The sequence below is a fragment of the Streptomyces sp. NPDC046349 genome (genome assembly GCF_055587885.1).
The window spans coordinates 90,699-112,704 of record NZ_JBVJFK010000001.1; the positions used below are offsets into that span (position 1 = coordinate 90,699).

Below are 22,006 nucleotides of genomic sequence, written 5' to 3' on the forward strand. Positions count from 1 at the left end.
CCTGGTCCGCTCGTCCGAGCACGGCGACGGTCTCCGGTTGCGCGTGCGCGACGGGGGCGCGGTGTTCGTCTTCGAGCCGGTGTTCTTCGACCGGGGGGACGCCGAGGCGATCCGGGGGCGACGCCCCCGGCAGGGCCCGGCCATGAGGCCCCGACCGCGGCGGCGGTCGAGGACGTAGGGGCGCTGATGGCCGCGCTGCGGAGGGCTGACGACGGCAAGGGCCCCGCGACCTGATGCGGTCGCGGGGCCCTTGCCGTCGTACGGGTGCCGTTACTCGCCGGCGATGGCGGCCTCGGCGTCGAGGGTGACCGCGACGGCCTGGATCACGGAGGCGATCTTGAAGGCCTCCTGGATCGTCTCGCGGTCCACGCCGGCCTTGCGCAGGACCTGCTCGTGCGAGTCCAGGCACTGGCCGCAGCCGTTGATCGCGGAGACCGCGAGGGACCACAGCTCGAAGTCGACCTTCTCCACGCCCGGGTTGCCGATGACGTTCATCCGCAGGCCCGCGCGCAGGCTGCCGTACTCCGGGTCGGAGAGCAGGTGCCGCGTGCGGTAGAAGACGTTGTTCATCGCCATGACCGCGGCGGCGGACTTGGCGGCGGTGTACGCCTCCGGCGAGAGGTTCGCCTTCGCCTCGGGCTCCAGCTCACGCAGGACGCGCGGGGAGCGGGCGGCGATCGCGCAGGACAGGACCGTGCCCCACAGCTGCTGCTGCGGGAGGTCGCTGTTGCCTATGACCGAACCGAGGTTCAGCTTCAGGTCCTTGGCGAAGTCCGGGACGGACGCCTTCAGGGAGTCGAGGGACATCCGTCACTCACCGGCCAGCAGCGCACCGGCGTCGATCGTGGCGTCGCCCTTGTTCCAGTTGCAGGGGCACAGCTCGTCGGTCTGCAGGGCGTCGAGGACCCGCAGGACCTCCTTGGGGTTACGGCCCACGGAACCGGCGGTCACCATCGAGAACTGGATCTCGTTGTTCGGGTCCACGACGAAGACGGCGCGCATCGGCAGACCGTCCTCGCCCAGGATGCCCAGCTCGGCGGAGAGCTCGCGCTTGATGTCCGACATCATCGGGAAGGGCAGGTCGCGCAGGTCGGCGTGGTCCTTGCGCCAGGCGTGGTGCACGTACTCGGAGTCGAGCGAGAAGCCGAGGATCTGCGCGTCGCGGTCGGCGAACTCGTCGTTCAGCTTGCCGAAGGCGGCGATCTCCGTCGGGCACACGAAGGTGAAGTCGAGCGGCCACGCGAAGATGACCTTCCACTTGCCCTCGTAGGTCTTGTGGTCGATCTGCGCGAACTCGGCACCGGCCTCGAGCGAGACGCAGGCGGTCAGGTCGAAGGCGGGGAACTTGTCACCAACAGTGAGCACGCGCTCTCCTTGTTCAATGGAAAATGACCCCTTTTGGGGGCTTTCCGATGGGGTTGGACGTGTCTCACATGCTGGCACAACCTGCATTGATTATGGAAATAGCTAGTCTTGTCGTGGGTGATCGGAGGTACCTATCAGTGGCTGTCGGTAATAGGGGAGCGAAGCAACCGACTCTCGCTCAGCTGCGCGCCTTCGCGGCCGTCGCCGAGCACCTGCACTTCCGCGATGCCGCGGCGGCCATCGGCATGAGCCAGCCGGCGCTCTCCGGTGCCGTCTCCGCGCTGGAGGAGGCACTCGGCGTGCAGCTGTTGGAACGCACCACGCGCAAGGTCCTGCTCTCCCCGGCGGGCGAGCGGATCGCCGCCCGGGCGCAGGTGGTGCTCGACGCCGTCGGCGGGCTGCTGGAGGAGGCCGAGGCGGTACGGGCCCCCTTCACCGGGATGCTGCGGCTCGGGGTGATCCCCACGGTGGCGCCCTACCTGCTGCCGACCGTGCTCGGCCTGTTCCAGCGGCGCTACCCGCGGATGGACCTCCAGGTGCACGAGGAGCAGACCGGCTCACTGCTGGAGGGGCTGGCCGGCGGGCGCCTGGACCTGCTCCTGCTGGCGGTGCCGCTCGGCGTGCCCGGCGTGACCGAACTGCCACTCTTCGACGAGGACTTCGTGCTGCTGGCCCCCCGGGAGCACGCGCTGGCCGGCCGCCGGGACATCCCGCTCGACGAGCTGCGCGACCTCCAGCTGCTGTTGCTCGACGAGGGCCACTGTCTGCGGGACCAGGCCCTGGACATCTGCCGGGAGGCCGGGCGGACCGCCGGGGCGGACGTCACCACGACCGCCGCCGGGCTGTCCACGCTCGTACAACTGGTCGCCGGGGGACTGGGGGTGACGCTGTTGCCGCGTACCGCGCTGCGGCTCGAGACCGCCCGCAACGAGTACCTCTCCACCGGCTACTTCGCCGAACCGGCGCCCTCGCGGCGGATCGCCCTGGCCATGCGCACGGGGACCGCCCGCCAGGAGGAGTTCGCGGCGATCGCCGCCGCCCTGCGCGAAGCCGTACGGCCGCTCCCGGTGTGGCTGACCGACCAGGGGGAGTCGTCGGCGCCGGCGGGAACGGGCGTACGGGTTCAGGGGCGTACGGGCGTCACTCCGTACGCAGGCCGTCCGGGCGCATCAGGCGCAGCAGCGGCGGCAGGCTGAGCAGGGTCACCGCGGCGACGACGCCCGCGCCGATACCCGTCATGCCGAGCACCGACGGCCAGTCGATCCGGACCGGTTGGGCGGCCATCGACATCAGGACGGCTCCCAGCCCCACGCCGGCACCGGCCGCCAGCACCAGACCCACCACGATCGGCACGGCCGTCTGCCACAGCACCGACAGGCTCAGCGTGGAGCGCCTGGTGCCGAAGGCGACGAGGGAGGACAGCAGTTTGCGCCGTTCGCGCAGCTGCTCCAGCTGGGAGACGAACAGGCTCCCGCCGATCAGGACCAGCACGGCGGCCGCCCCGAAGAAGAGACCGATGCGGATCGAGGAGAAGCCGGCGGCCCGGGTGCTCTCCCGCAGCGTCATCGCCGTGACGAACGGGTCCGCCTCGAAGACGGCGTTCCGCGCCCGGTCCAGCGCGTCCGGACCGGACTCGTCGACCTGGACGAAGATCCGCGCGTCCGGGAAGTCGCCGATCTCCTTCGGCGCGGCCGACGGCGTCACCAGCAGGCCGCTGCGCAGCTGCCCGGTGGGGTCCTCCCGGCTGGCGACCGTGCGGGCGCCCGCCGGGACCTGCCACTTCACCGGAGCGGGGCTGTCGGTCGTCGCGGACTCGTACCGCCTGACGTCGCCGACGAACAACTCGTCGCCGGGCGCGGCCCTGCCCCCGTAGAAGGCGTCGGTCGAGGTGGAGCCGGTCAGGACGAAGGCGTCGCCGTCCTTGCACGAGTCGAGCACCGCGACCTCGCCGAGCGCGTCGCAGGTGCCGATGGTGATGTGGACCGTCTCCGCCTCCGCGGGCACCTGGTGGGCCGCCTGCGCGGAGGTCAGCGGGACGGTGCGGGTCACGCCCGGTACGGCGGAGATCCGCTCGGCGAGGCCGTCCATGCGGCTCCCGTCGTCGCCGTGCAGCATGACCGCGACGGCGGCCCTGCCGGGATCCTGGCCGGTCGACTTCGTGTAGTCGCCTTCGACGCCCGAGAACAGCATCTGGAGGGCGATGGCGCCCGCGACGGCCACGGCGATGCCGTTGACGAGGCGGGCGGCGCCGCCGCTGTCGACCTGGAGCCTGCGTACGGCCAGCTGCCAGGAGACCGGGCCGCCCGTCACCTTGCCGACGAAGCGCTCCAGCAGCCAGGGCAGCAGGACGGTGATTCCGGCCAGCAGCAGCATCACGCCCCCGCTGACCTGCCACTGGTTGAACCTGCCGTGGTCGTTGCCGCGGCCGCCCATGGGCAGGAGCAGGCCGATGCCGACGAGCGGGAGCAGCAGTCGCCACCAGATGCGGCGCCGGGAGGGCTTGGCCGTACGGACGACGCCGAGCGGCTCGATGACCACCCCGCGCAGCGCGAACAGGGTCACGGCCACCGCCGCCGCGGGCACCGCGAGGGCGACCAGGGCGGCCAGCCAGGGCGCCGGATCGAGGTCGGCGGGGAAGACGCTGCGCTGCTGGAGGCTGACGCTGCCGACCAGGGAGCGGCCGACGGCGAAGAAGCCGGCGCCCAGGACCAGTCCGGCCAGGGAGCCGGCCACCGCCTCGCCGGCCGCGATCCGGCGCACCATCCGGCTGTCGGCGCCGACCAGCCGCAGTGCGGCGAGCCTGCGATCGCGCCGCTCCCCGCCGAAGCGGACGGCGGTGGCGATGAACACGGCGACAGGCATCAGCAGGGCGACGAAGGTCAGGACGACCATCAGCATGAGGACGGGGTCGAGGCCGTCGCGCTCCGCGTCGTGGCCGAAGGTCGTGACGCGGTCGACGCGGTGGTCGTCGGGGCCGTTCTTGGCGAGGCTGTCGCTGCCGAGGTAGAAGAACAGCTCGCCGGGCCCGACCAGCCCCGGGTCGCCGATCCTCTCGCTGACCGGCCCGTCCAGCCGTTCGCGCAGCAGGGCTCCCTCGGAGGACTTCAGCAGCTCGTCCAGGGCGGGGGAGACGGCCATCTCGCCCGCGCCGGGGATCTTCTCCAGGCCGGGCGGCAGCGGGGCCTGCGGGCCCTCGGCCCGCAGCGCGTACCCCTCGATGTCCTTGCCTCGGTACGTCTGGCTGATCCGGGTGATGAGCAGGGTGTCGGGCCCGGGGGCGTCGGCCCGCCCGGAGCTCATCGTCGACCGGGCGTCGCCGCGTTCGTAGCGCGCGGCCAGGGCGCCGGGGATGGCCGTGCCGATCAGCAGCAGCGCGACGCCGAGGCCGACGCCGACGCCGGTGAGCAGGGTGCGGATCCACCCCTCGCGGCCGCCGCCGAAGGCGAAGCGGGCGCCCATGCCCAGGTCGCGGGTCCACACCTGGAGCCGGCTCATACGATCCGCTCCATGTCGCGGGACCTGCCGTCGCGTACGACGATCTCGCGGTCGGAGTAGGCGGCCACCCGCGTCTCGTGCGTGACGAGCACGACGGCGGCGTTCGCGGACCGGGCGGCCTCCGTGAGCAGCTGCATGACGAGTTCGCCGTTGAGGGAGTCGAGGGCTCCGGTGGGCTCGTCGGCGAAGATCACCCGGGGGCCGGTGACGAGGGCGCGGGCGACGGCCACGCGCTGCCCCTGGCCGCCGGATATCTCGCCCGGGCGCTTGGCGCCGAGGTCCTCCACCTGGAGCTGCTCCATCCAGTGCAGGGCGGTGCGTTCGGCCTCCTTGCGCCTGACGCCGGTCAGGCGCAGCGGGAGGGCGACGTTCTCCACGCAGGTCAGCTCCGGCACCAGCTGCCCGAACTGGAAGACGAAGCCGAACTCCGTGCGGCGCAGGGCGCTGCGCTCGGCATCGCTCAGGGAGGTGAGTTCGCGGCCGGCGTAGAGGATGGAGCCGGAGTCGGGCGGGACGATCCCGGCGAGACAGTGCAGCAGGGTGGACTTGCCGGATCCGGAGGGGCCCATGACGGCGACGACCTCGCCGGCGTGGATGGAGAACTCGGCGCCGTCGAGGGCATGGGTGGTCCCGTACGCCTTGCGCAGGTCCGTGGCGGCGAGCAGGGAGCCGGCCGGGGCTGCCGTCATCGGCGTACCTCCTGGGCGAGTTGGCCGAGGCGGGCGGCGGTGAGCTCCAGCCACCGCAGGTCCGCTTCGAGGTGGAACAGGGCGTGGTCGCAGACGAGCTGGTCGGCGAGGTCGCCCTTGCGCTTGCGGGTCGTCAGCACGCGCATGAGGCGCAGATGCTCGGCCCGCTGGGTGTCCAGCAGTTCGTCGGCGCGGCGTCCGGTGAGCAGTGCGAGGACGACCTTCGTGTAGAGGGTCGAGTGGAGGTACGGGTCCGGCTTCTCGGGCTGGGAGAGCCAGGTCTCGACGTCGGTGATGCCGGCGTCGGTGATGGCGTACCGCTTGCGGTCGGGGCCGCCGCCGCTCTCTATGCCGTCGACCTCGACGAGGCCGTTCTTCAGCAGCCTGGACATGGTCGAGTAGACCTGCCCGTAGGCGAGGGGGCGGTCGTGGCCGAACTTCTCGTCGAAGGCCCGCTTCAGGTCGTAGCCGTGGCGCGGGCCGGCCTCGAGGAGGCCCAGGAGGGTGTGACCGATGGACATGGGAGCGACTATACATCGCGTGTATACGCACGGTGTATAGGCGTCGGCCGGGCGGAAACGCCAAGCCGCTCCGTGCGCGGCACAGGAGCGGCTTTCGGGCTGCGGTCAGTTCATGGGCTTCGGCGGCCGGCCCCGGCGGGGGATGGGGCCCGGGGCGGAGGGGAGCCGGCCGGCCTCGGCGAGGGCCCGGCGGAGCAGGAACTCGATCTGCGCGTTGGCGCTGCGCAGCTCCTCGCCCGCCCAGCGGGCCAGTGCGTCGTACACCTGCGGGTCGAGTCGCAGGAGCACCTGCTTGCGCGCCTGCCGGGCCGCCGGCTTCTCCTCGCCGGAGGGGGTCACTGGTAGAGGGTGCCCGTGTTGAGCACCGGCTGGGCGGCGCGGTCGCCGCACAGGACGACCATCAGGTTCGAGACCATGGCCGCCTTGCGCTCCGAGTCGAGTTCCACGATCTCCTCCTCCGCCAGACGGGTCAGGGCGAGCTCGACCATGCCCACCGCGCCCTCCACGATCTGCTTGCGGGCCGCCACGACGGCGCCCGCCTGCTGGCGCTGGAGCATCGCGGAGGCGATCTCAGGAGCGTACGCGAGATGCGTGAACCGGGACTCGATGATCTGCACACCGGCGGCCTCCACCCGGGCGTGCAGCTCGACGGCGAGCTTCTCGGTGATCTCCTCGGCGTTCCCGCGCAGCGACAGGCCGCCCTCCTCGTGCGCGTCGTACGGGTACTCGATCGCGATGTGCCGCACCGCGGCCTCGGTCTGCGTCTCGACGAACTCGGTGAAGTCCTCGACCTCGAAGACGGCGCGCGCCGTGTCCTCGACCCGCCACACCACGACCGCGGCCAGCTCGATGGGGTTGCCGTAGGCGTCGTTGACCTTCAGGACGGCCGTCTCGTGGTTGCGCACCCGGGTGGAGATCTTCTCGCGCGAGGTCAGCGGGTTGACCCAGCGCAGTCCGTCGGCGCGGATGGTGCCGCGGTAGCGGCCGAAGAGCTGGACGACCCGGGCCTCTCCCGGCGCCACCGTGTTGAGGCCGCTCATCGCGATCACGGAGGCGAGCCCCAGGAGCACGCCGCTCGCGATCAGCGCCACCTTGACCCCGGTCGCGCCCGCCACCGCGCCGGCCACGACCAGCCCCCCGCCCGCGAGCAGGCCGCCCAGGCCGAGCAGCAGTGCCAGCCCGCCACCCATGCTCCGCGCGGTGAACTCCCTTACTCCGTCCGGAGTGGCTATGTGGTTCGTCATGGTTCGCCCCGTTTCTCTGCGCGCGGCCGGTCGAGCCGCTTAGCAAAGTGATATCACTTTTTTGCGCAATGGCAACCCATCCGCTTATCTGAGCGTCGGTTCCTGTGATGTGGGTGCTGATTCTCACGTCCGAAATGACCGGAATTAGTCCGGATTGGCCAAAGTTTGTCACAGCCTGCGGTGTTAGCTTTCTGAGTTGACGTCGGGGGGGTAATCGAGCGGAGCGGGAGCGATGGGCCGAGCAGAAGTGCGTAAGGCGCAGCAGCGCGGTGCGCGGCGGGCGCCGAGCGGACGCGCGAAGGGCGCCAAGGAGAGCGGGGGTACCGGCAAGCGCACCGGCATACGCCGCTTCTTCACCTGGAAGAAGATCCTGGGGACCTTCTTCGGGGTGATCCTGCTCCTCATGGCCGCAGCGGTCGTCCTCTACTTCTCGGTGAACGAACCCACCGACCCCAACAAGCAGGCGACCCTCCAGAGCAACACCTACCGCTGGTCCGACGGCTCGATCATGGCCAACACCGGCAAGATGAACCGCGAGATCGTCACCCTCGACAAGATCCCGCAGGACGTCCGCACCGCGTTCATCGCCATCGAGAACAAGTCCTTCTACCAGGACCGCGGCATCGACCTGATGGGCGTGGCCCGGGGCCTGTTCAACACCGTCCGGGGCAAGGGCACCGCAGGCGGCTCGACGATCACCCAGCAGTACGTCAAGAACTACTACCTGACGCAGGACCAGTCGGCGACCCGCAAGCTCAGGGAGCTCGTCATCTCCCTCAAGGTCGACCAGCGCATGGAGAAGGACGACATCCTCGCCGGCTACCTGAACACCAACTTCTACGGCCGCAACGCCTACGGCATCCAGGCCGCGGCCCAGGCCTTCTACGGCGTCGACGCCGGCCAGCTCACCCTGGAGCAGGGCGCCTACCTGGCCTCCGTCATCCAGGCCCCCAGCCAGTACGACCTGGCGACGGCCGGCCCGAACGGCAAGCGGCTGGTCAACATCCGCTTCGACGCCGTCCTCGACAACATGGTCGAGATGGGCAAGCTGGACCCGGAGAAGCGCAAGACCATGACGCTTCCGGAGCCCATCAAGCCCAAGCCCCGGCCGGGCATGGACGGGCAGAAGGGCTACCTGGTCCAGGCCGCCAACGACGAGCTGAACAAGCAGAACATCACCGACGCCATGATCACGGCGGGCGGCTGGAACATCACGCTCAACGTCGACAAGAACAAGCAGGCGGCGCTGGAGAAGGCCGTACAGGACGAGCTGGAGTCCAAGCTCGACCGCAAGGACACCAAGGGCAGGCCGCAGGACCAGAGCGTCCAGGCGGGCGCGACCTCCGTGGACCCGAAGACCGGTGCCGTCGTCGCCATGTACGGCGGCGTGGGCCTGGAGGAGAAGTCCGCGAGCAACGCCCTGCGCACGGACTACCAGCCGGGCTCGACCTTCAAGCCGATCGTGCTCGCCTCCGCCCTGGAGAACGCCTCGAACACCCAGGACGGCAAGCCGATCACGCCGAACGCCCTCTACGACGGCACGAGCAAGCGCCCGGTCGTCGGCAGCAAGATCCCGTTCAACCCGCAGAACCAGGACAACACGAACTACGGCAACCCGATGATGACGGTCCAGGAGGCGACCAACTTCTCGGTGAACTCCGTCTACGCGCAGATGATCGTGGACGTGAAGCCGCCCAACGTGAAGAAGACGGCCCTCGAACTCGGCATGCAGGACCGCGAGGGCTGGCCCGAGGACAAGCCGGCCATGGCGCTGGGCACGATGAGCGCCAACACCCTGGAGATGGCGGGCGTCTACGCCACCTTCGACAACCACGGCAAGAAGGTCACGCCGACCATCGTCAAGAAGGCCGAGCACAAGGACCGCGAGTTCACCCCGCAGGAGGCCGTCGGCAGCCAGGCCATCAGCCGCAAGACCGCCGACACCGTCACCAAGGTGCTGCAGGGCGTCGTGGAGGACGAGGGCGGCTCCGGCAACAAGGTCCGCAGCAGCGCCTACCAGGCCGGCGGCAAGACCGGCACCACCGAGTCCAACGTGGCGGCCTGGTTCACCGGCTACACGCCCGAGCTGGTCACGGTCGTCGCGATGTTCGGCGAGGACCCCAACACCCACAACCAGGTCACCCTGACCGGCACCGCCGGCCTCGGGCGCGCGGGCGGTTCCAGCTTCCCCGCCTCGATCTGGAAGGCGTACACCCTCGCGGCCCTGAAGGGCGTGGACACCGGCAAGTTCCAGCTCTCCGAGGCCGACATGGGCGCCGTGCAGACGCCGTCCCGCAGCGCCTCGCCGACGGCCTCGCCGAGCCAGTCCTCCAGTGCTCCGGCCGCCACCAACAGCCCGACGCAGTCCCCGACGCAGACGTCGCCGACTCCCACCGCGACGAAGACGGGCGCCACGCCCACCGGGACGACCTCCCCGACGGCCACGGCCACCAAGACAGGCGGCCCCAAGCCGCCGGACCCGCCGGTCCTGGGTGAGCACCCGAGCAACTGAACACACCGCCGCCCCGCAGCCGAGAAGGCTGCGGGGCGGCGGTGTCCCACGGGTCCGGTCCGCGGCCGGTCAGCGCCGTTCGCCCGCCCCCGGCAGCGGGAGTTCGAACCAGACGACCTTTCCGCTGCTGAGCCGGGTCGCGCCCCAGCGGCGGGCCAGCCGGTTCACCAGGAACAGGCCGCGGCCGCCCTCGTCGGTGTCCCGCGCCCGGCGCTGGCGGGGCAGCTGCGGGGAGTCGTCGCCGACCTCGCAGCGCAGCACGTCCGTACGCAGCAGACGCAGCGTCACGGGCCGCTCCGCGTACCGGACGGCGTTGGTGACCACCTCACTCACCAGCAGCTCCAGCGAGTCGCTCAGCTCCTCCAGGCCCCACCGGGTCAGCGCCCGGCGGGCGAACCGCCGGGCCCGGCCCGGGGCGGTCTCCTCCGGGTCCAGGAACCAGTACGCGACGTCACTGGGCGCGATGCCGTCGAACCGGGCCGCGAGCAGCGCGATGTCGTCGTCCCGGTCGCCCGGGCCCAGCATGTCCAGGACGTCGTCGCAGAGGGCCTCCAGCGGCGGCGGATGGTCCAGGCCGGTCAGCTGCGCGGTGGTGGCCAGGCGCTCGCGGAGCTGCTCGATGCCGGTCCACACGTCCCGCAGGCGCGACTCCACCAGGCCGTCGGTGTAGAGCAGCAGGGTGGCCCCCGCGGGCGCGTCCAGCTCCACGGCCTCGAAGTCCACGCCGCCGACGCCGATGGGGGCGCCGGGCGGTACGCGCAGCACTTCGGCCCGGCCGCCCAGGTGCAGCAGCACCGGCGGCGGGTGGCCCGCGTTGGCGATGGTGATCCGGTGCGCGACGGGGTCGTAGACGGCGTACATGCAGGTGGCCATGCGGTCCGTGCCGAGACGCTGGGCCTGTTCGTCCAGGTGGTGCAGCACCTCCGCGGGCGGCAGGTCCAGCTGCGCCAGGGTCTGGGCGGTGGTGCGGAGCTGGCCCATGATCGCGGCCGAGGTCATCGAGTGGCCCATGACGTCGCCGACGACGAGCGCGACCCGGCTGCCGGGCAGCGGTATGGCGTCGTACCAGTCCCCGCCGACCCGGGCCGTCTCGGCCGCGGGCAGGTAGCGGGAGGCCAGTCGCACCCCGGTGGGCTGCGGCAGGCTGTCGGGCAGCATGGTGCGCTGGAGCTCGTCGGCGATGTACGCCTCGCGGCCGTAGAGGACCGCCTTGTCGATGCCGAGCGCGGTGTGGGTGGCCAGCTGGGCGGCGACGAGCAGGTCGTTCTGTTCGAAGGCCGGACGCTCGGGGCTGCGCAGGAAGACGGCGGCGCCGATCACCCGGCGGCGGCCGCGCAGGGGCGCGAGGACCGCCCGGTTGCCGCGCGGCAGCGGATGGTCCAGGCCCAGCAGCTCGGGCAGCGCCGCCCGGGCGGCGGCGGACGACGCGAACACGGGCCGCACGCCGCGCAGCACCTCGGCGAGTGCGCCGCCGGGCCGGATCTCGCACAGCTCGGCCGCGGGCAGGTCACCCTGCGGTCCGACCAGCGGCAGCTGGCTGAAGTCGAGCTCGCCGGTGGCCCCCGCGGCCCCGGCGAGGTCCATCCCCGCGCCGATGGTGCTGCTGATGTCGGTGAGGTCGTCGATCGGCCGCAGCCGGTCGGTGCGGCGCAGCCTTAAAACGACCGGACCGACGGGCCGCTCGTCTCCCACCGGGAGCGGATCGCGCAGGTACACCAGGATGGCGTCGGAGAAGGTCGGGACGGTGGCCCGGCACAGGCCGAGCACGATCTCGTCGAGGTCGATGCCGCGGGCGATCCGCCGCGTGGCGGCGCCGACGAAGCGAAGCCGATCCCCCTCGCGGCGCGCGGCGGTCACGTCCGGACCGGCCCCGCCGGCCCCGTGGAGGCCCGCCGCGCCGCCCCCGCCGCCCGCGGGTGCCGGGCCGGCCGCCGCGCCACGGGCGGCGGCGTCGTGGGCCTCATCGGCCTCCCGGGGACGGGCGTTGTCGTGGTTGTGCCCCGGGCCGGGGCCGGCGGCAGCCGGCACCTCCGCCGACGCCGCTCCGCGCGGCCGGGGGAGTCCCGAGCCGGAGCCCGCCGCCGAGCGGGCGGCCCGTACGTCCGAGGCCGCCGCGGCGGCCGCCGCGCCCGGCTCGGCCGCCGGGCCGGTGCCGGCGCCCGCGGCATGCGTGCGTACGGCCTCGGTGGCGGCGATGGGCGCCTTGCCGTGGCCGGCCTCGTCCGTACCTCCGCCGGAGGCGACGGGCTGCGGGCCCTCCTGGGAGGTGGGGTACTCCGTCACGCGTGGAATTCCGTCCGTTTGCGCTCGATGTGCGCTGCACTCAACTCGGTCAGTCGCGGTATACCCGCTCAGCGGCCCGGGCACCATCGCCCAGAGGTTCCTCGCTCGAACTTCTCCCCCGGGCATGCGGCCGGGAGCTCCCCGGGCGGACGCCCCGCCCCGTCGTAGCCTCTCCTCGTGTGCCGACCTCCGGTCAGATCGCGTGTGCAGAAAGACACTTGCCGATGTGCGGCCCGACCGCACCGTCCCGCGTGCGCGACCTCGCGGAGGACGATCCTACGGTTGAACCCCGGGGGCGCATCAAGGGTCTCATGAGGTCATATGCGCCGGGGTGCGGTCCCAGTCCTCGGGCAGGACCGGAATCTTCCAGGCCGGATCCGGCCGCCAATCCTGCCAGCCGGCCGAGAACGGGGCACCCCAGTCCTCGATCAACGCGACCGCCGCCCGGCCTGCTTCCCTTACCCGACCTGCCTGCTCACGACCCATCAGGCCGGACCGCTGGGCCTGGGCGAACTCGTCCTCGTCCAGCCACTTCCAACTGCGGTCGGGGTAGACGGCGATGTCCAGGAAGTGGTCCTCGGAATCCACTCCACCGGCCCATCTCGACCGCGGTTCCTCCAGGTTCACGTACCAGTTCTTGAACGTCCAGCCCGGTCCCCAGAACAGCCAGACCGACCAGGGATCCCCGGGGCGGGCCAGTTTCAGGACACCGCCGCCGAACCAGCGCGAGCGCACTGTCGTGCGCGGCGCGGTGTACCGGGTGGCGAGCGGTTCCTCGTGGACGGGGGTGCCGTCGGCGAGGACCGGCTTGACGCATTCGGTGCCGGGGGCCATCCAGACGGCGAGCATCTCGTCGGTGTCCTGCACCACGGTCACCGGGCGGCAGATGTGCACCGCGCCCTTCAGCCCCGGGGCGTGGTCGCGGTAGCGCCAGAGGATCTGGACCCCGGGCGCCCAGCGCGTACCGCGCGCGGGACCCGGCTGCGCGTCCGGCGCCCGGCCGCTCCCGGGCTCGAGGGTACCTGTCATGGGCAGATCTTAGGGCGGGGGCCCCCGCGCCCGCTGCGGTGCAGGTCACGGAGCGATTCGGGGATGCCGAACGACCGGATCCGGCCCCCGCCCCGGGGCGCCGACGACCGGTCAGGGACGTGTCATGCGAAGGACGTCCAGGGCCTCGTCGAGCTGTTCCAGGGTGAGGGCGCCGCGCTCCACGTAGCCGGACTCCAGGACGACCTCCCTGATCGTCCTGCGCTCGGCGAGGGACCTCTTGGCCACCTTCGCGGCCTCCTCGTAGCCGATGTAGCGGTTGAGCGGGGTCACCACGGACGGCGAGGACTCGGCGTACTCCCTGGCCCGGGCCTCGTCGGCGGTGATCCCGTCGACGGTGCGGTCGGCCAGCAGGCGGCTCGCGCCGGCCAGCAGCCGGATCGATTCGAGGAGGTTCCGGGCCATCACCGGCAGCATCACGTTGAGCTCGAAATTGCCGGCCGCCCCCGCCACCGCGACGGTGGCGTCGTTCCCCATGACCTGTGCGGCGACCATCAGGACGGCCTCCGGGACCACCGGATTGACCTTCCCGGGCATGATCGAGGAGCCGGGCTGGAGGTCCGGGAGGCTGATTTCGGCCAAACCGGTCCGCGGGCCGGAGGCCATCCAGCGCAGGTCGTTGCAGATCTTGGTGAGCGAGACGGCGACCGTGCGGAGCATGCCCGACGTCTCCACCAGCGCGTCCCGTGCACCCTGGGCCTCGAAGTGGTCGCGCGCCTCCGTCAGCGGCAGCCCGGTGGCGACCGCCACCTCGGCGATCACGGCGGCCGAGAAGCCGGGCGGGGTGTTGATGCCGGTGCCCACCGCGGTTCCACCCAGGGGGAGTTCGGCGAGACGGGGCAGGGACGAGCGCAGCCGCTCGACGCCGTAGCGGATCTGGGCCGCGTAACCGCCGAACTCCTGGCCGAGGGTGACCGGGGTGGCGTCCATCAGGTGGGTCCGCCCCGCCTTGACCACCCGGTCGAACTCCACCGCCTTGCGTTCCAGCGCGGCGGCGAGGTGCTCCAGCGCCGGGACCAGGCCGTTGGCGACTGCGGCGGTGGCGGCGATGTGGATGGACGAGGGGAAGACGTCGTTGGAGCTCTGCGAGGCGTTGACGTGGTCGTTGGGGTGCACGTCCCGGCCGAGGCGCTCGGTGGCCAGGGTCGCGATGACCTCGTTGGTGTTCATGTTGGACGAGGTCCCCGACCCGGTCTGGAAGACGTCCACGGGGAAGTGCTCGTCCCAGCGTCCTTCGGCGACCTCGGCGGCGGCGGTCCGGATCGCGTCGGCCACGTCCTGGTCCACGACGCCGAGCCGTGCGTTCACGAGGGCGGCCGCGCCCTTGATCCGGGCGAGGGCCTCGATGTGGGCCCTCTCCAGCCGCTGGCCGGAGAGGGGGAAGTTCTCCACGGCGCGCTGCGTCTGCGCGCGCCACTTGGCGTGCACGGGCACCCGCACGTCACCCATGGAGTCGTGCTCCGTGCGGAATCCGTCGTCCTGCTGATCGTCTGTCATGTCTGTTGCCTCCCAAAAAAGTTGAGCAATTCTCTTGTTGGAAGTGTTCCCAACTCCCCTACTGACCAGTAAATACCGTGGGTAACACCCATATCCGTGGAGGCGTCCATGGCACGTGCCCGCACGAAGCCCACGCTCAGATCTACCGTCGCCGCCGTGGCGGCGTTCGCGGCCGCCCTGGGGGGTGTCACCGCCGTCACCCCCATGGCCCAGGCGGCCACCACCTCCGGGGTCGGCAAACCCCTCTCGCCCGAACTGGAGGCGATCCGCGCCGCCGAAGCCGTCAAGATCTACGGCGACCCCGCCGTGCGCCCGCACGCGGACCGCAGGACCGGCCTGATCTCGCTGGGCGACAGCGAGATCTCGGGCGAGGGCGTCGGCACCTACGATCCTGCGACCAACACGCCGGACAACCAGTGCCACCGCTCGCCCGACGCGGCGATCCACCGCACCGGCATCCCGGCCGACCTCACCTTCAACGTCGCCTGCTCCGGCGGCTACACCGGCAACATCAGGATCGGCGGCAGCAAGCAGTACGCCGACGAGCTGGTGCAGAGCGACAACCTCGCCATCAAGGCCCGCAACACCAGGATCAAGATGGTCCTGTTGGTCGCCGGCGCCAACGACGACCTGCAGTTCGGCCCGGTCATGACCGACTGCGTGACCCGCTGGATCCTCAGCCGGGGCACCTGCGAGCCCACGTACGCCCCCGGCTGGCAGGCCCGCGTCGACGGCCTGAAGCCGAAGGTGGAGGCCACCGTCGCGGACCTCAGGACGGTCATGCGCGACGCCGGCTACGCCGACGCCGACTACAAGCTCGTCGTGATGGGCTACCCCAGCCCCATCGGCCCCGACTTCCACGACAACCCGGACTTCCCCGGGAAGCTGCCCGGCGGCTGCGCCGGCTACGACTCGGACGCCACCTGGGGCCGCAACCACGCGGTCCCCACCTTCGAGAAGGGCATGCGCGCGGCGGCCCTGGCCTCCGGCGCGATCTACCTCGACAACTCGCGGCTCTTCCACGGCCACGAGGTGTGCATGGAGGACACCTGGGCCCGCGGGCTCTACCTGGACCTCGGGGACCACTTCCCCTGGGACGAGAACACCGCCCGCCAGTCCTTCCACCCCAACTACCGCGGACACGGGGCCTTCGCGTCCTGCCTGACCCAGCTCTACGACTCGGGCCTGCGCGAGGCCTCCTGCGCCGACCCCGCGAGCACCGGCAGGCCCGTCCTCCAGGCCGGGGCGTGGGACGACAAGTTCAAGCCGCTCCGGAACGAGGCCACGGGCAACTGCCTCGACTCCTACGGCGGTTCCAGCGCCAACGGGACGAAGATCGTCGGCTGGGACTGCCACGGCGGCCGCAACCAGGGCTGGTGGTACGACACCGCCCGCAGGTCCGTGCACATCGAGCTGACCCAGGACCGCTGCCTCGACGCCCCCGGCGCGAACTACGGCTCCGGCACCGGCCTGGTCATCTGGAACTGCCACGGCGGAGCGAACCAGCAGTTCGTCCGCGACGGCGCCACCCTGCGGCCCGCCGCCGCCCCGGGCATGTGCCTGACCGTGGCCGCCGCCCACGAACCGCTGCGCCTCCAGAGCTGCAACGGATCCGCGAACCAGCGCTTCGCATAACCGCCCCGCACCACCAGAGCCCCCACGCCCGGCCGGCGCACCCCGGCCGGGTCCTCCCGTACCGGCAGGGGTCACCGGGAGCCCAGGTACTCCCGCACCTCGCGCGGCCGGTTGGTGATCAGGGTGTCCACACCGAGCCGCACGCACAGCTCCACATCCTCGGGCTCGTCGACCGTCCACACCCGCACCCGCAGCCCCTTGGCCTTCAGCCGCCCCACCAGCCCCGGATCCTTGCGCACCAGGTCGATGCCCGGCCCGGCGTGCCCCGCGAACGGCGGCCGCACCGGGCGCAGCCGCCGCTCGATCAGGTAGACGGCGGGCAGGCCGGGCGCGAGCCGGTTCAGCCTGATCAGGGCGTTGCGCGAGAAGCTCATCACCTCCACCAGGCCCGCCCGGCCGTCCGCCAGCCCGTGGTCCCTCAGGACCCGTACGAGCTCGGCCTCCAGCCGGCCGCCGGCCCGCGTGGGGTGCTTGGTCTCCACGGCCAGCCCGACGGGCCGGCCGGCGGCCAGCGCCTCCTTCAGCAGGTCCTCGAAGAGCAGCACCGGTGCCCCGCGGTGCTCCTCGCCCTTCCACCTGCCGAAGTCCAGGGCGGACAGCTCCTCGTACGTCATGGCGGACACCACCCCGCGCCCGTCTGAGGTCCGCTCCACCCGCCGGTCGTGCACGCAGACCAGCTTGCGGTCGGCGGTCAGCCGTACGTCGCATTCGAGGGCGTCGGCACCGTCCGCGATGGCCTGCCGGTAGGCGGCCAGGGTGTGCTCGGGGTGCTCGTGGGAGGCCCCGCGATGGGCGACGACCCGGACGGCGCGGTCGGTACGGAGCTGCGTGTGCGTCATGGCCCCGACGTTATCCGCATGCGCGGAGCGCCCCGGTACCGCATCCTGCCCGAATGGCGGAACCGCAGATGCACCTCGTCGCACACTGCGAGCCCTGCGAGGAGTGCGTCCGGGAGGAAGGGCAGTCCATCGAGGACGGCGAGCTGCGCTGGGAGGCGTACGAATCCTGTACGCGCTACCTCTTCCAGGCGTGCGACCGGGGCCGGGGCGTACCCCCGCCCTGGATCCGGGAGCGCATCCTCGCCCGGGAGGGCTCCGTCCGCCTGCCTGTCGGCGGGCCCGAGGGGGTGCCGATCGCGCTGCTGCGCCGGGTGTACGGGCTGACCATCGCCGAGGTCGTCGCCGCGCGGGCGACGGGGTACCGGGCCACCCCCGTGGAGGCCCGGTATCTGACGGAGCCGGCGCCGTGACGAGGACCACGACGACGGCTGCGGTTGCGGCCGGGTCCGGGGGCCGGCGGGGCAGGGCCACTGCCGACCGGCGGAAACGCCCGAGGGGCCCTCTGCCGTTCGGCAGGGGGCCCCTCGTCGCAAGACCGGTGCTACAGGCCCGGGCCGCGGACCGGGATGTGGGTGAAGGTCGGCTCGGGGGCGGGATTCTGGAAGAAGTCGTTGCCCTTGTCGTCGACCACGATGAAGGCCGGGAAGTCCTCGACCTCGATCTTCCAGACGGCCTCCATGCCGAGCTCCTCGTACTCCAGGACCTCGACCTTCTTGATGCAGTCCTGGGCCAGGCGCGCCGCGGGGCCGCCGATCGAGCCCAGGTAGAAGCCGCCGTGCGCGGCGCACGCGTCGGTCACCTGCTGGGAGCGGTTGCCCTTGGCCAGCATGACCTTCGAGCCGCCCGCCGCCTGGAACTGCTCGACGTAGGAGTCCATACGGCCGGCCGTGGTCGGGCCGAAGGAACCCGACGCGTAGCCCTCGGGGGTCTTCGCGGGGCCGGCGTAGTAGACCGGGTGGTCCTTGAGGTACTGCGGCATCCCGGCGCCCGAGTCCAGCAGCTCCTTGATCTTGGCGTGCGCGATGTCGCGTGCCACGACCAGCGGGCCGGTCAGCGACAGACGGGTCTTGACCGGGTGCTTGGTCAGGGTCGCCAGGATGTCGTCCATCGGCTGGTTCAGGTCGATGGAGACGACGTCGGACGCCTCGTCCAGGTGCTCGTCGGTGGTCTCCGGGAGGAAGCGCGCCGGGTCCCGCTCCAGCTGCTCCAGGAAGACGCCCTCGGCGGTGATCTTCGCGGTGGCCTGGCGGTCCGCCGAGCAGGAGACGGCGATCGCGACGGGCAGGGAGGCGCCGTGGCGGGGCAGGCGCACGACGCGCACGTCGTGGCAGAAGTACTTGCCGCCGAACTGCGCGCCGATGCCGATCTTCTGCGTCAGCTCGAACACCTGCTGCTCCAGCGCCTCGTCGCGGAAGCCGTGGCCCAGCGGCGAGCCCTCGCGGGGCAGCTCGTCCAGGTAGTGCGCGGAGGCGTACTTCGCGGTCTTCAGCGCGTGCTCGGCCGAGGTGCCGCCGACGACGATCGCGAGGTGGTACGGCGGGCAGGCCGCCGTACCCAGCGAGCGGATCTTCTCCTCCAGGAACTTCATCATGGAGGCCTCGTTGAGGACCGCCTTGGTCTCCTGGTAGAGGAAGGACTTGTTGGCCGAGCCGCCGCCCTTGGCCATGAAGAGGAACTTGTACGCGCCGCCGTCGGTCGCGTACAGCTCGATCTGCGCGGGCAGGTTCGAGCCGGTGTTCTTCTCGTCCCACATGGTGAGGGGGGCCATCTGCGAGTAGCGCAGGTTCAGGCGGGTGTAGGCGTCGTAGATGCCGCGCGAAAGCGCTTCCTCGTCGCCGCCTTCGGTCAGCACGTTCTGGCCGCGCTTGCCCATGACGATCGCCGTGCCCGTGTCCTGACACATCGGCAGGACACCGGCCGCCGCGATGTTCGCGTTCTTGAGGAGGTCGAGCGCGACGAACTTGTCGTTCGCCGAGGCCTCCGGGTCGTCGATGATGCGGCGCAGCTGCGCGAGGTGCGCGGGGCGCAGGAAGTGCTGGATGTCGTGGATGGCCTCCTCGGCGAGCTTGCGCAGCGCCTCCGGCTCGACCTTGAGGAACGTACGGCCGTCAGCCTCGAAGGTGGACACGCCCTCGGCGGTCACCAGCCGGTAGGGGGTGGTGTCCTCGCCCAGGGGCAGCAGGTCGGTGTACGCGAACTCCGGCATTGGGGCCATTCCTCACTCGGCAGACAGCACTGACGACCAAATTGGCAGCGCAGTCCTCCAGCGTAGGACCTCCCGACCGGCGTGTGTTTGTGAGGTAGGGCTCACTCGCCCGGTCTCGGTAGTATCGCGATCTATCGTGTCTCGCTATGCTGGCGACGTGGACCTGGAAAAGCACCCCGCCGCCCCCGCGCCCGGCCCCGCCGCGCTGCGCGCCTCCGACGCCGACCGGGACCGGATCGCGCAGGTCCTCGGCGACGCCGTCGCCGAGGGCAGGCTGACCGCCGAGGAGCATTCCGAGCGCCTGGACACGCTGTACGCGGTCAAGACCGTCGGCGAGCTGGAAGCACTCGTACGGGATCTGCCCGCGGCCGGCGGCGCCCACACCCCGGCCGCGTCCGCGTACGCGCCGGCCGCCGGCCCGGCCGCCGAGACCATCGTCGCCGTGTGCAGCAGCTCCAGCCGCAAGGGCCGCTGGCGGCCCGGCGCGCACACCCGCGCCGTGTCGGTCATGGGCGACATCACCATCGACCTCACCGAGGCGGTCTTCGAACAGCAGGTCACGGAGGTCGAGGTGACGTGCGTCCTGGGCAACGTGGAGGTCCTGGTACCGGAGAACGTCACCCTGCGCGGCTACGGCAGCGGGGTCCTCGGCAACTTCGAGGTGCGCGGCGAGAGCCGCGGCGAGACCGACCCGCAGGCGCCTGTGGTGATCGTCCGCGGGTTCTCCCTGCTCGGCAACATCGAGGCGCGGCCCAAGCCGGGCGCCCGCCTGGTCGACCTCGCGCGCAGGCTCCGGGGGAACCGCGACGGCTGAAGCGGCGCGGCGGCGCAGCCGGAGGCGCAGGGTCTCGTTTCGGACGAACCCCTGGCGCCCGGTGGCACACAGTGCATAGGGGCGCGTACAGCGGGTAGGGACAGGTGCGTCGTCTCTCGCTCACGTATACGTCGTCAGGAGTAGACCGTGCCGCATCCGCCGCATCAGTCCCTGCAGGTAGCCGCCGTGAAGAGCCTTCAGGGTCCTGGGGCACGCCCATCGGCCGTGCCGCAGCCGCGGGTGCCGGCCAGGGTGGAGGACGGCCCCTGGCACGCGGAGGCGGTGTGCCGCCGCGACGAGGCGGGCCTGTTCTTCGCGCCGTCCAAGGAGCCGACCGCCGCCCGGCTCTCCCGCGAGGAGGCCGCGAAGCGCGTCTGCGCCCGCTGCCCGGTGATGGTCGCCTGCCGCGAGCACGCGCTGCTCCAGCCCGAGCCGTACGGGGTCTGGGGCGGACTCACCGCGGCCGAGCGCCGGGTGGTGCTGGCCCGGATGCGGCGCCGCTCCGCCGAGCTGCGGCAGGCGCCGGGGCCGGGACCGATAGCCGCGGCGGGCTGAGCCGGTCGCCGCCGCCGGCCGAGCCGGTCGCCGACCGGGCAGGCTGCGGTCCGCGTCGCACGCCACGGAGGACCACGCAGGGCCCGTGCGTCCGCCACGCCTCGTACGCGGACACGCGAGAGGGGCGGTCACCCCCGCACAGGGTGACCGCCCCTCTCGCGTCGTGCCCCCGACTGCTACTGGGCGCGGTCGAAGTCGATCGCGCTGTACGCGCGCAGCTTCGACAGGCGGTGCGTGGAGTCGATCTTCCGGATGGTGCCGGACTTGGAGCGCATGACCAGCGAGGACGTCGTCGCGGTCTCCGAGCGGTAGTGCACGCCGCGCAGCAGCTCGCCGTCGGTGATGCCGGTGGCGACGAAGAAGACGTTCTCGCCCGAGACGAGGTCGGTGGTGGTGAGCACGCGGTCCAGGTCGTGGCCGGCGTCGAGGGCCTTCTGGCGCTCGGCGTCGTCCTTCGGCCACAGCTTGCCCTGGATCACGCCGCCCAGGCACTTGATCGCGCAGGCCGAGATGATGCCCTCGGGGGTGCCGCCGATGCCCAGCAGCAGGTCCACGCCGGTGCCCTCCCGGGCGGCCATGATGGAGCCGGCGACGTCGCCGTCGGAGATGAACTTGATGCGCGCGCCGGTCTCGCGGATCTCCCGGACGATGCCCTCGTGGCGGGGGCGGTCCAGGATGACGACCGTGACGTCCTCGGCGGCCATGCCCTTGGCCTTGGCGACTCGGCGGATGTTCACCGAGACCGGGGCGTTGATGTCGACGAAGTCGGCGGCCTCGGGGCCGGTGACCAGCTTGTCCATGTAGAACACGGCGGACGGGTCGAACATCGTGCCGCGGTCGGCGGCGGCCAGGACGGCGATGGCGTTCGGCATGCCCTTGGCGTTCAGGGTGGTGCCGTCGATCGGGTCGACGGCGATGTCGACCTCGGCGCCTGTGCCGTCGCCGACCTGCTCCCCGTTGAAGAGCATCGGGGCTTCGTCCTTCTCGCCCTCGCCGATGACGACGACGCCGTTCATCGAGACGGTGGAGATCAGGGTCCTCATCGCGTTGACCGCGGCGCCGTCCGCGCCGATCTTGTCGCCGCGGCCGACCCACCGGCCGGCGGCCATGGCGGCCGCCTCGGTGACCCGTACGAGTTCGAGCGCGAGGTTGCGGTCGGGGGCCTCCGGAGAGACTTCGAGCTGGGGCGGCAGGTTGTGCTCGGTCATCGGAGCGCACCTTTCTGTACGGCGACGGCCGGGAAGTGAGGGTGCTGGAACTCTATCGGTACGTCGACATATTGAGCAGGGCGGGTCACGTATGAG

19 protein-coding genes are annotated in these 22,006 nt (G+C 71.7%); 6 read left to right on the forward strand and 13 right to left on the reverse strand.

The features are described 5' to 3' along the window. Nucleotides 1-270: 270 nt before the first annotated feature. Both ACZ6JS_RS00460 and ACZ6JS_RS00465 read right to left on the reverse strand, forming a co-directional pair. Nucleotides 271-807 carry an alkyl hydroperoxide reductase gene (locus ACZ6JS_RS00460; RefSeq protein ID WP_469294822.1) on the reverse strand — a complete coding sequence of 179 codons (537 nt, stop codon included), beginning with the start codon at nt 805-807 and terminating at the stop codon, nt 271-273. A gap of 3 nt (nt 808-810) precedes the next feature. Further along, nucleotides 811-1,365, reverse strand: a complete 555-nt coding sequence (locus ACZ6JS_RS00465; RefSeq protein WP_030850437.1) for a peroxiredoxin — start codon at nt 1,363-1,365, stop codon at nt 811-813. Nucleotides 1,366-1,502: 137 nt separating this feature from the next. On the opposite strand from ACZ6JS_RS00465, the gene ACZ6JS_RS00470 reads away from it, so the two are divergent. After that, nucleotides 1,503-2,561, forward strand: a complete 1,059-nt coding sequence (locus ACZ6JS_RS00470) for a hydrogen peroxide-inducible genes activator (protein ID WP_469294825.1) — start codon at nt 1,503-1,505, stop codon at nt 2,559-2,561. Here the strand turns inward: ACZ6JS_RS00470 and ACZ6JS_RS00475 are convergent. From ACZ6JS_RS00475 to ACZ6JS_RS00495, 5 genes are all read right to left on the reverse strand, one after another. Then, entirely contained in the window at nt 2,506-4,860 is a 2,355-nt protein-coding gene (locus ACZ6JS_RS00475) for an FtsX-like permease family protein (protein WP_469294826.1), read from the reverse strand. The two genes, ACZ6JS_RS00470 and ACZ6JS_RS00475, sit on opposite strands and share 56 nt — an antisense overlap. Then, on the reverse strand, nt 4,857-5,549 hold the full coding sequence (locus ACZ6JS_RS00480; protein WP_469294827.1) for an ABC transporter ATP-binding protein: 693 nt from the start codon (nt 5,547-5,549) through the stop codon (nt 4,857-4,859). Before ACZ6JS_RS00480 ends, ACZ6JS_RS00475 begins: the two co-directional genes overlap by 4 nt. Beyond that, nucleotides 5,546-6,070, reverse strand: coding sequence for a PadR family transcriptional regulator (locus ACZ6JS_RS00485; protein ID WP_030850425.1), 525 nt, complete (start codon nt 6,068-6,070; stop codon nt 5,546-5,548). Before ACZ6JS_RS00485 ends, ACZ6JS_RS00480 begins: the two co-directional genes overlap by 4 nt. A gap of 105 nt (nt 6,071-6,175) precedes the next feature. Beyond that, nucleotides 6,176-6,409: a type II toxin-antitoxin system antitoxin gene (locus ACZ6JS_RS00490; protein WP_469294830.1), complete on the reverse strand. Its 234-nt coding sequence runs from the start codon at nt 6,407-6,409 to the stop codon at nt 6,176-6,178. Continuing rightward, nucleotides 6,406-7,314 carry an SPFH domain-containing protein gene (locus ACZ6JS_RS00495; RefSeq protein ID WP_469294832.1) on the reverse strand — a complete coding sequence of 303 codons (909 nt, stop codon included), beginning with the start codon at nt 7,312-7,314 and terminating at the stop codon, nt 6,406-6,408. The genes ACZ6JS_RS00490 and ACZ6JS_RS00495 overlap by 4 nt, the downstream gene beginning before the upstream one ends. Before the next feature lie 232 nt (nt 7,315-7,546). On the opposite strand from ACZ6JS_RS00495, the gene ACZ6JS_RS00500 reads away from it, so the two are divergent. Then, nucleotides 7,547-9,826, forward strand: a complete 2,280-nt coding sequence (locus ACZ6JS_RS00500; RefSeq protein WP_469294834.1) for a transglycosylase domain-containing protein — start codon at nt 7,547-7,549, stop codon at nt 9,824-9,826. Nucleotides 9,827-9,895: 69 nt separating this feature from the next. On the opposite strand, the gene ACZ6JS_RS00505 is transcribed toward ACZ6JS_RS00500, so the two are convergent. The 3 genes from ACZ6JS_RS00505 to ACZ6JS_RS00515 form a co-directional block, all read right to left on the reverse strand. Beyond that, the gene (locus ACZ6JS_RS00505; protein ID WP_469294835.1) at nt 9,896-12,109 is read right to left on the reverse strand and encodes a SpoIIE family protein phosphatase; all 2,214 of its coding nucleotides are present in this window, start codon (nt 12,107-12,109) and stop codon (nt 9,896-9,898) included. Nucleotides 12,110-12,418: 309 nt separating this feature from the next. Next, nucleotides 12,419-13,138, reverse strand: a complete 720-nt coding sequence (fomD, locus tag ACZ6JS_RS00510) for a cytidylyl-2-hydroxypropylphosphonate hydrolase (protein ID WP_469294836.1) — start codon at nt 13,136-13,138, stop codon at nt 12,419-12,421. 111 nt (nt 13,139-13,249) lie between these two features. Continuing rightward, a complete protein-coding gene (locus ACZ6JS_RS00515; RefSeq protein WP_469294838.1) occupies nt 13,250-14,653 on the reverse strand; it encodes a class II fumarate hydratase in 1,404 nt (467 codons plus the stop codon). A 108-nt stretch (nt 14,654-14,761) separates the two neighbouring features. On the opposite strand from ACZ6JS_RS00515, the gene ACZ6JS_RS00520 reads away from it, so the two are divergent. Next, nucleotides 14,762-16,288, forward strand: coding sequence for a ricin-type beta-trefoil lectin domain protein (locus tag ACZ6JS_RS00520; protein ID WP_469294839.1), 1,527 nt, complete (start codon nt 14,762-14,764; stop codon nt 16,286-16,288). 71 nt (nt 16,289-16,359) lie between these two features. On the opposite strand, the gene ACZ6JS_RS00525 is transcribed toward ACZ6JS_RS00520, so the two are convergent. After that, nucleotides 16,360-17,127, reverse strand: coding sequence for a glycerophosphodiester phosphodiesterase (locus ACZ6JS_RS00525; RefSeq protein ID WP_469294840.1), 768 nt, complete (start codon nt 17,125-17,127; stop codon nt 16,360-16,362). A 53-nt stretch (nt 17,128-17,180) separates the two neighbouring features. Between ACZ6JS_RS00525 and ACZ6JS_RS00530 the strand changes: the two genes are divergently transcribed. Beyond that, complete coding sequence (locus ACZ6JS_RS00530) at nt 17,181-17,537, forward strand: hypothetical protein (RefSeq protein ID WP_469294841.1); 357 nt, start codon at nt 17,181-17,183, stop codon at nt 17,535-17,537. Nucleotides 17,538-17,668: 131 nt separating this feature from the next. On the opposite strand, the gene ACZ6JS_RS00535 is transcribed toward ACZ6JS_RS00530, so the two are convergent. Further along, a complete protein-coding gene (locus ACZ6JS_RS00535; RefSeq protein ID WP_469294842.1) occupies nt 17,669-19,333 on the reverse strand; it encodes a fumarate hydratase in 1,665 nt (554 codons plus the stop codon). A gap of 157 nt (nt 19,334-19,490) precedes the next feature. On the opposite strand from ACZ6JS_RS00535, the gene ACZ6JS_RS00540 reads away from it, so the two are divergent. Both ACZ6JS_RS00540 and ACZ6JS_RS00545 read left to right on the forward strand, forming a co-directional pair. Continuing rightward, entirely contained in the window at nt 19,491-20,147 is a 657-nt protein-coding gene (locus ACZ6JS_RS00540; RefSeq protein WP_469294843.1) for a DUF1707 SHOCT-like domain-containing protein, read from the forward strand. 147 nt (nt 20,148-20,294) lie between these two features. Continuing rightward, nucleotides 20,295-20,702 carry a WhiB family transcriptional regulator gene (locus tag ACZ6JS_RS00545; RefSeq protein WP_469294844.1) on the forward strand — a complete coding sequence of 136 codons (408 nt, stop codon included), beginning with the start codon at nt 20,295-20,297 and terminating at the stop codon, nt 20,700-20,702. 176 nt (nt 20,703-20,878) lie between these two features. Here the strand turns inward: ACZ6JS_RS00545 and glpX are convergent, their stop codons facing one another. Beyond that, a complete protein-coding gene (glpX, locus tag ACZ6JS_RS00550) occupies nt 20,879-21,910 on the reverse strand; it encodes a class II fructose-bisphosphatase (protein ID WP_030850369.1) in 1,032 nt (343 codons plus the stop codon). Nucleotides 21,911-22,006: the final 96 nt, after the last annotated feature.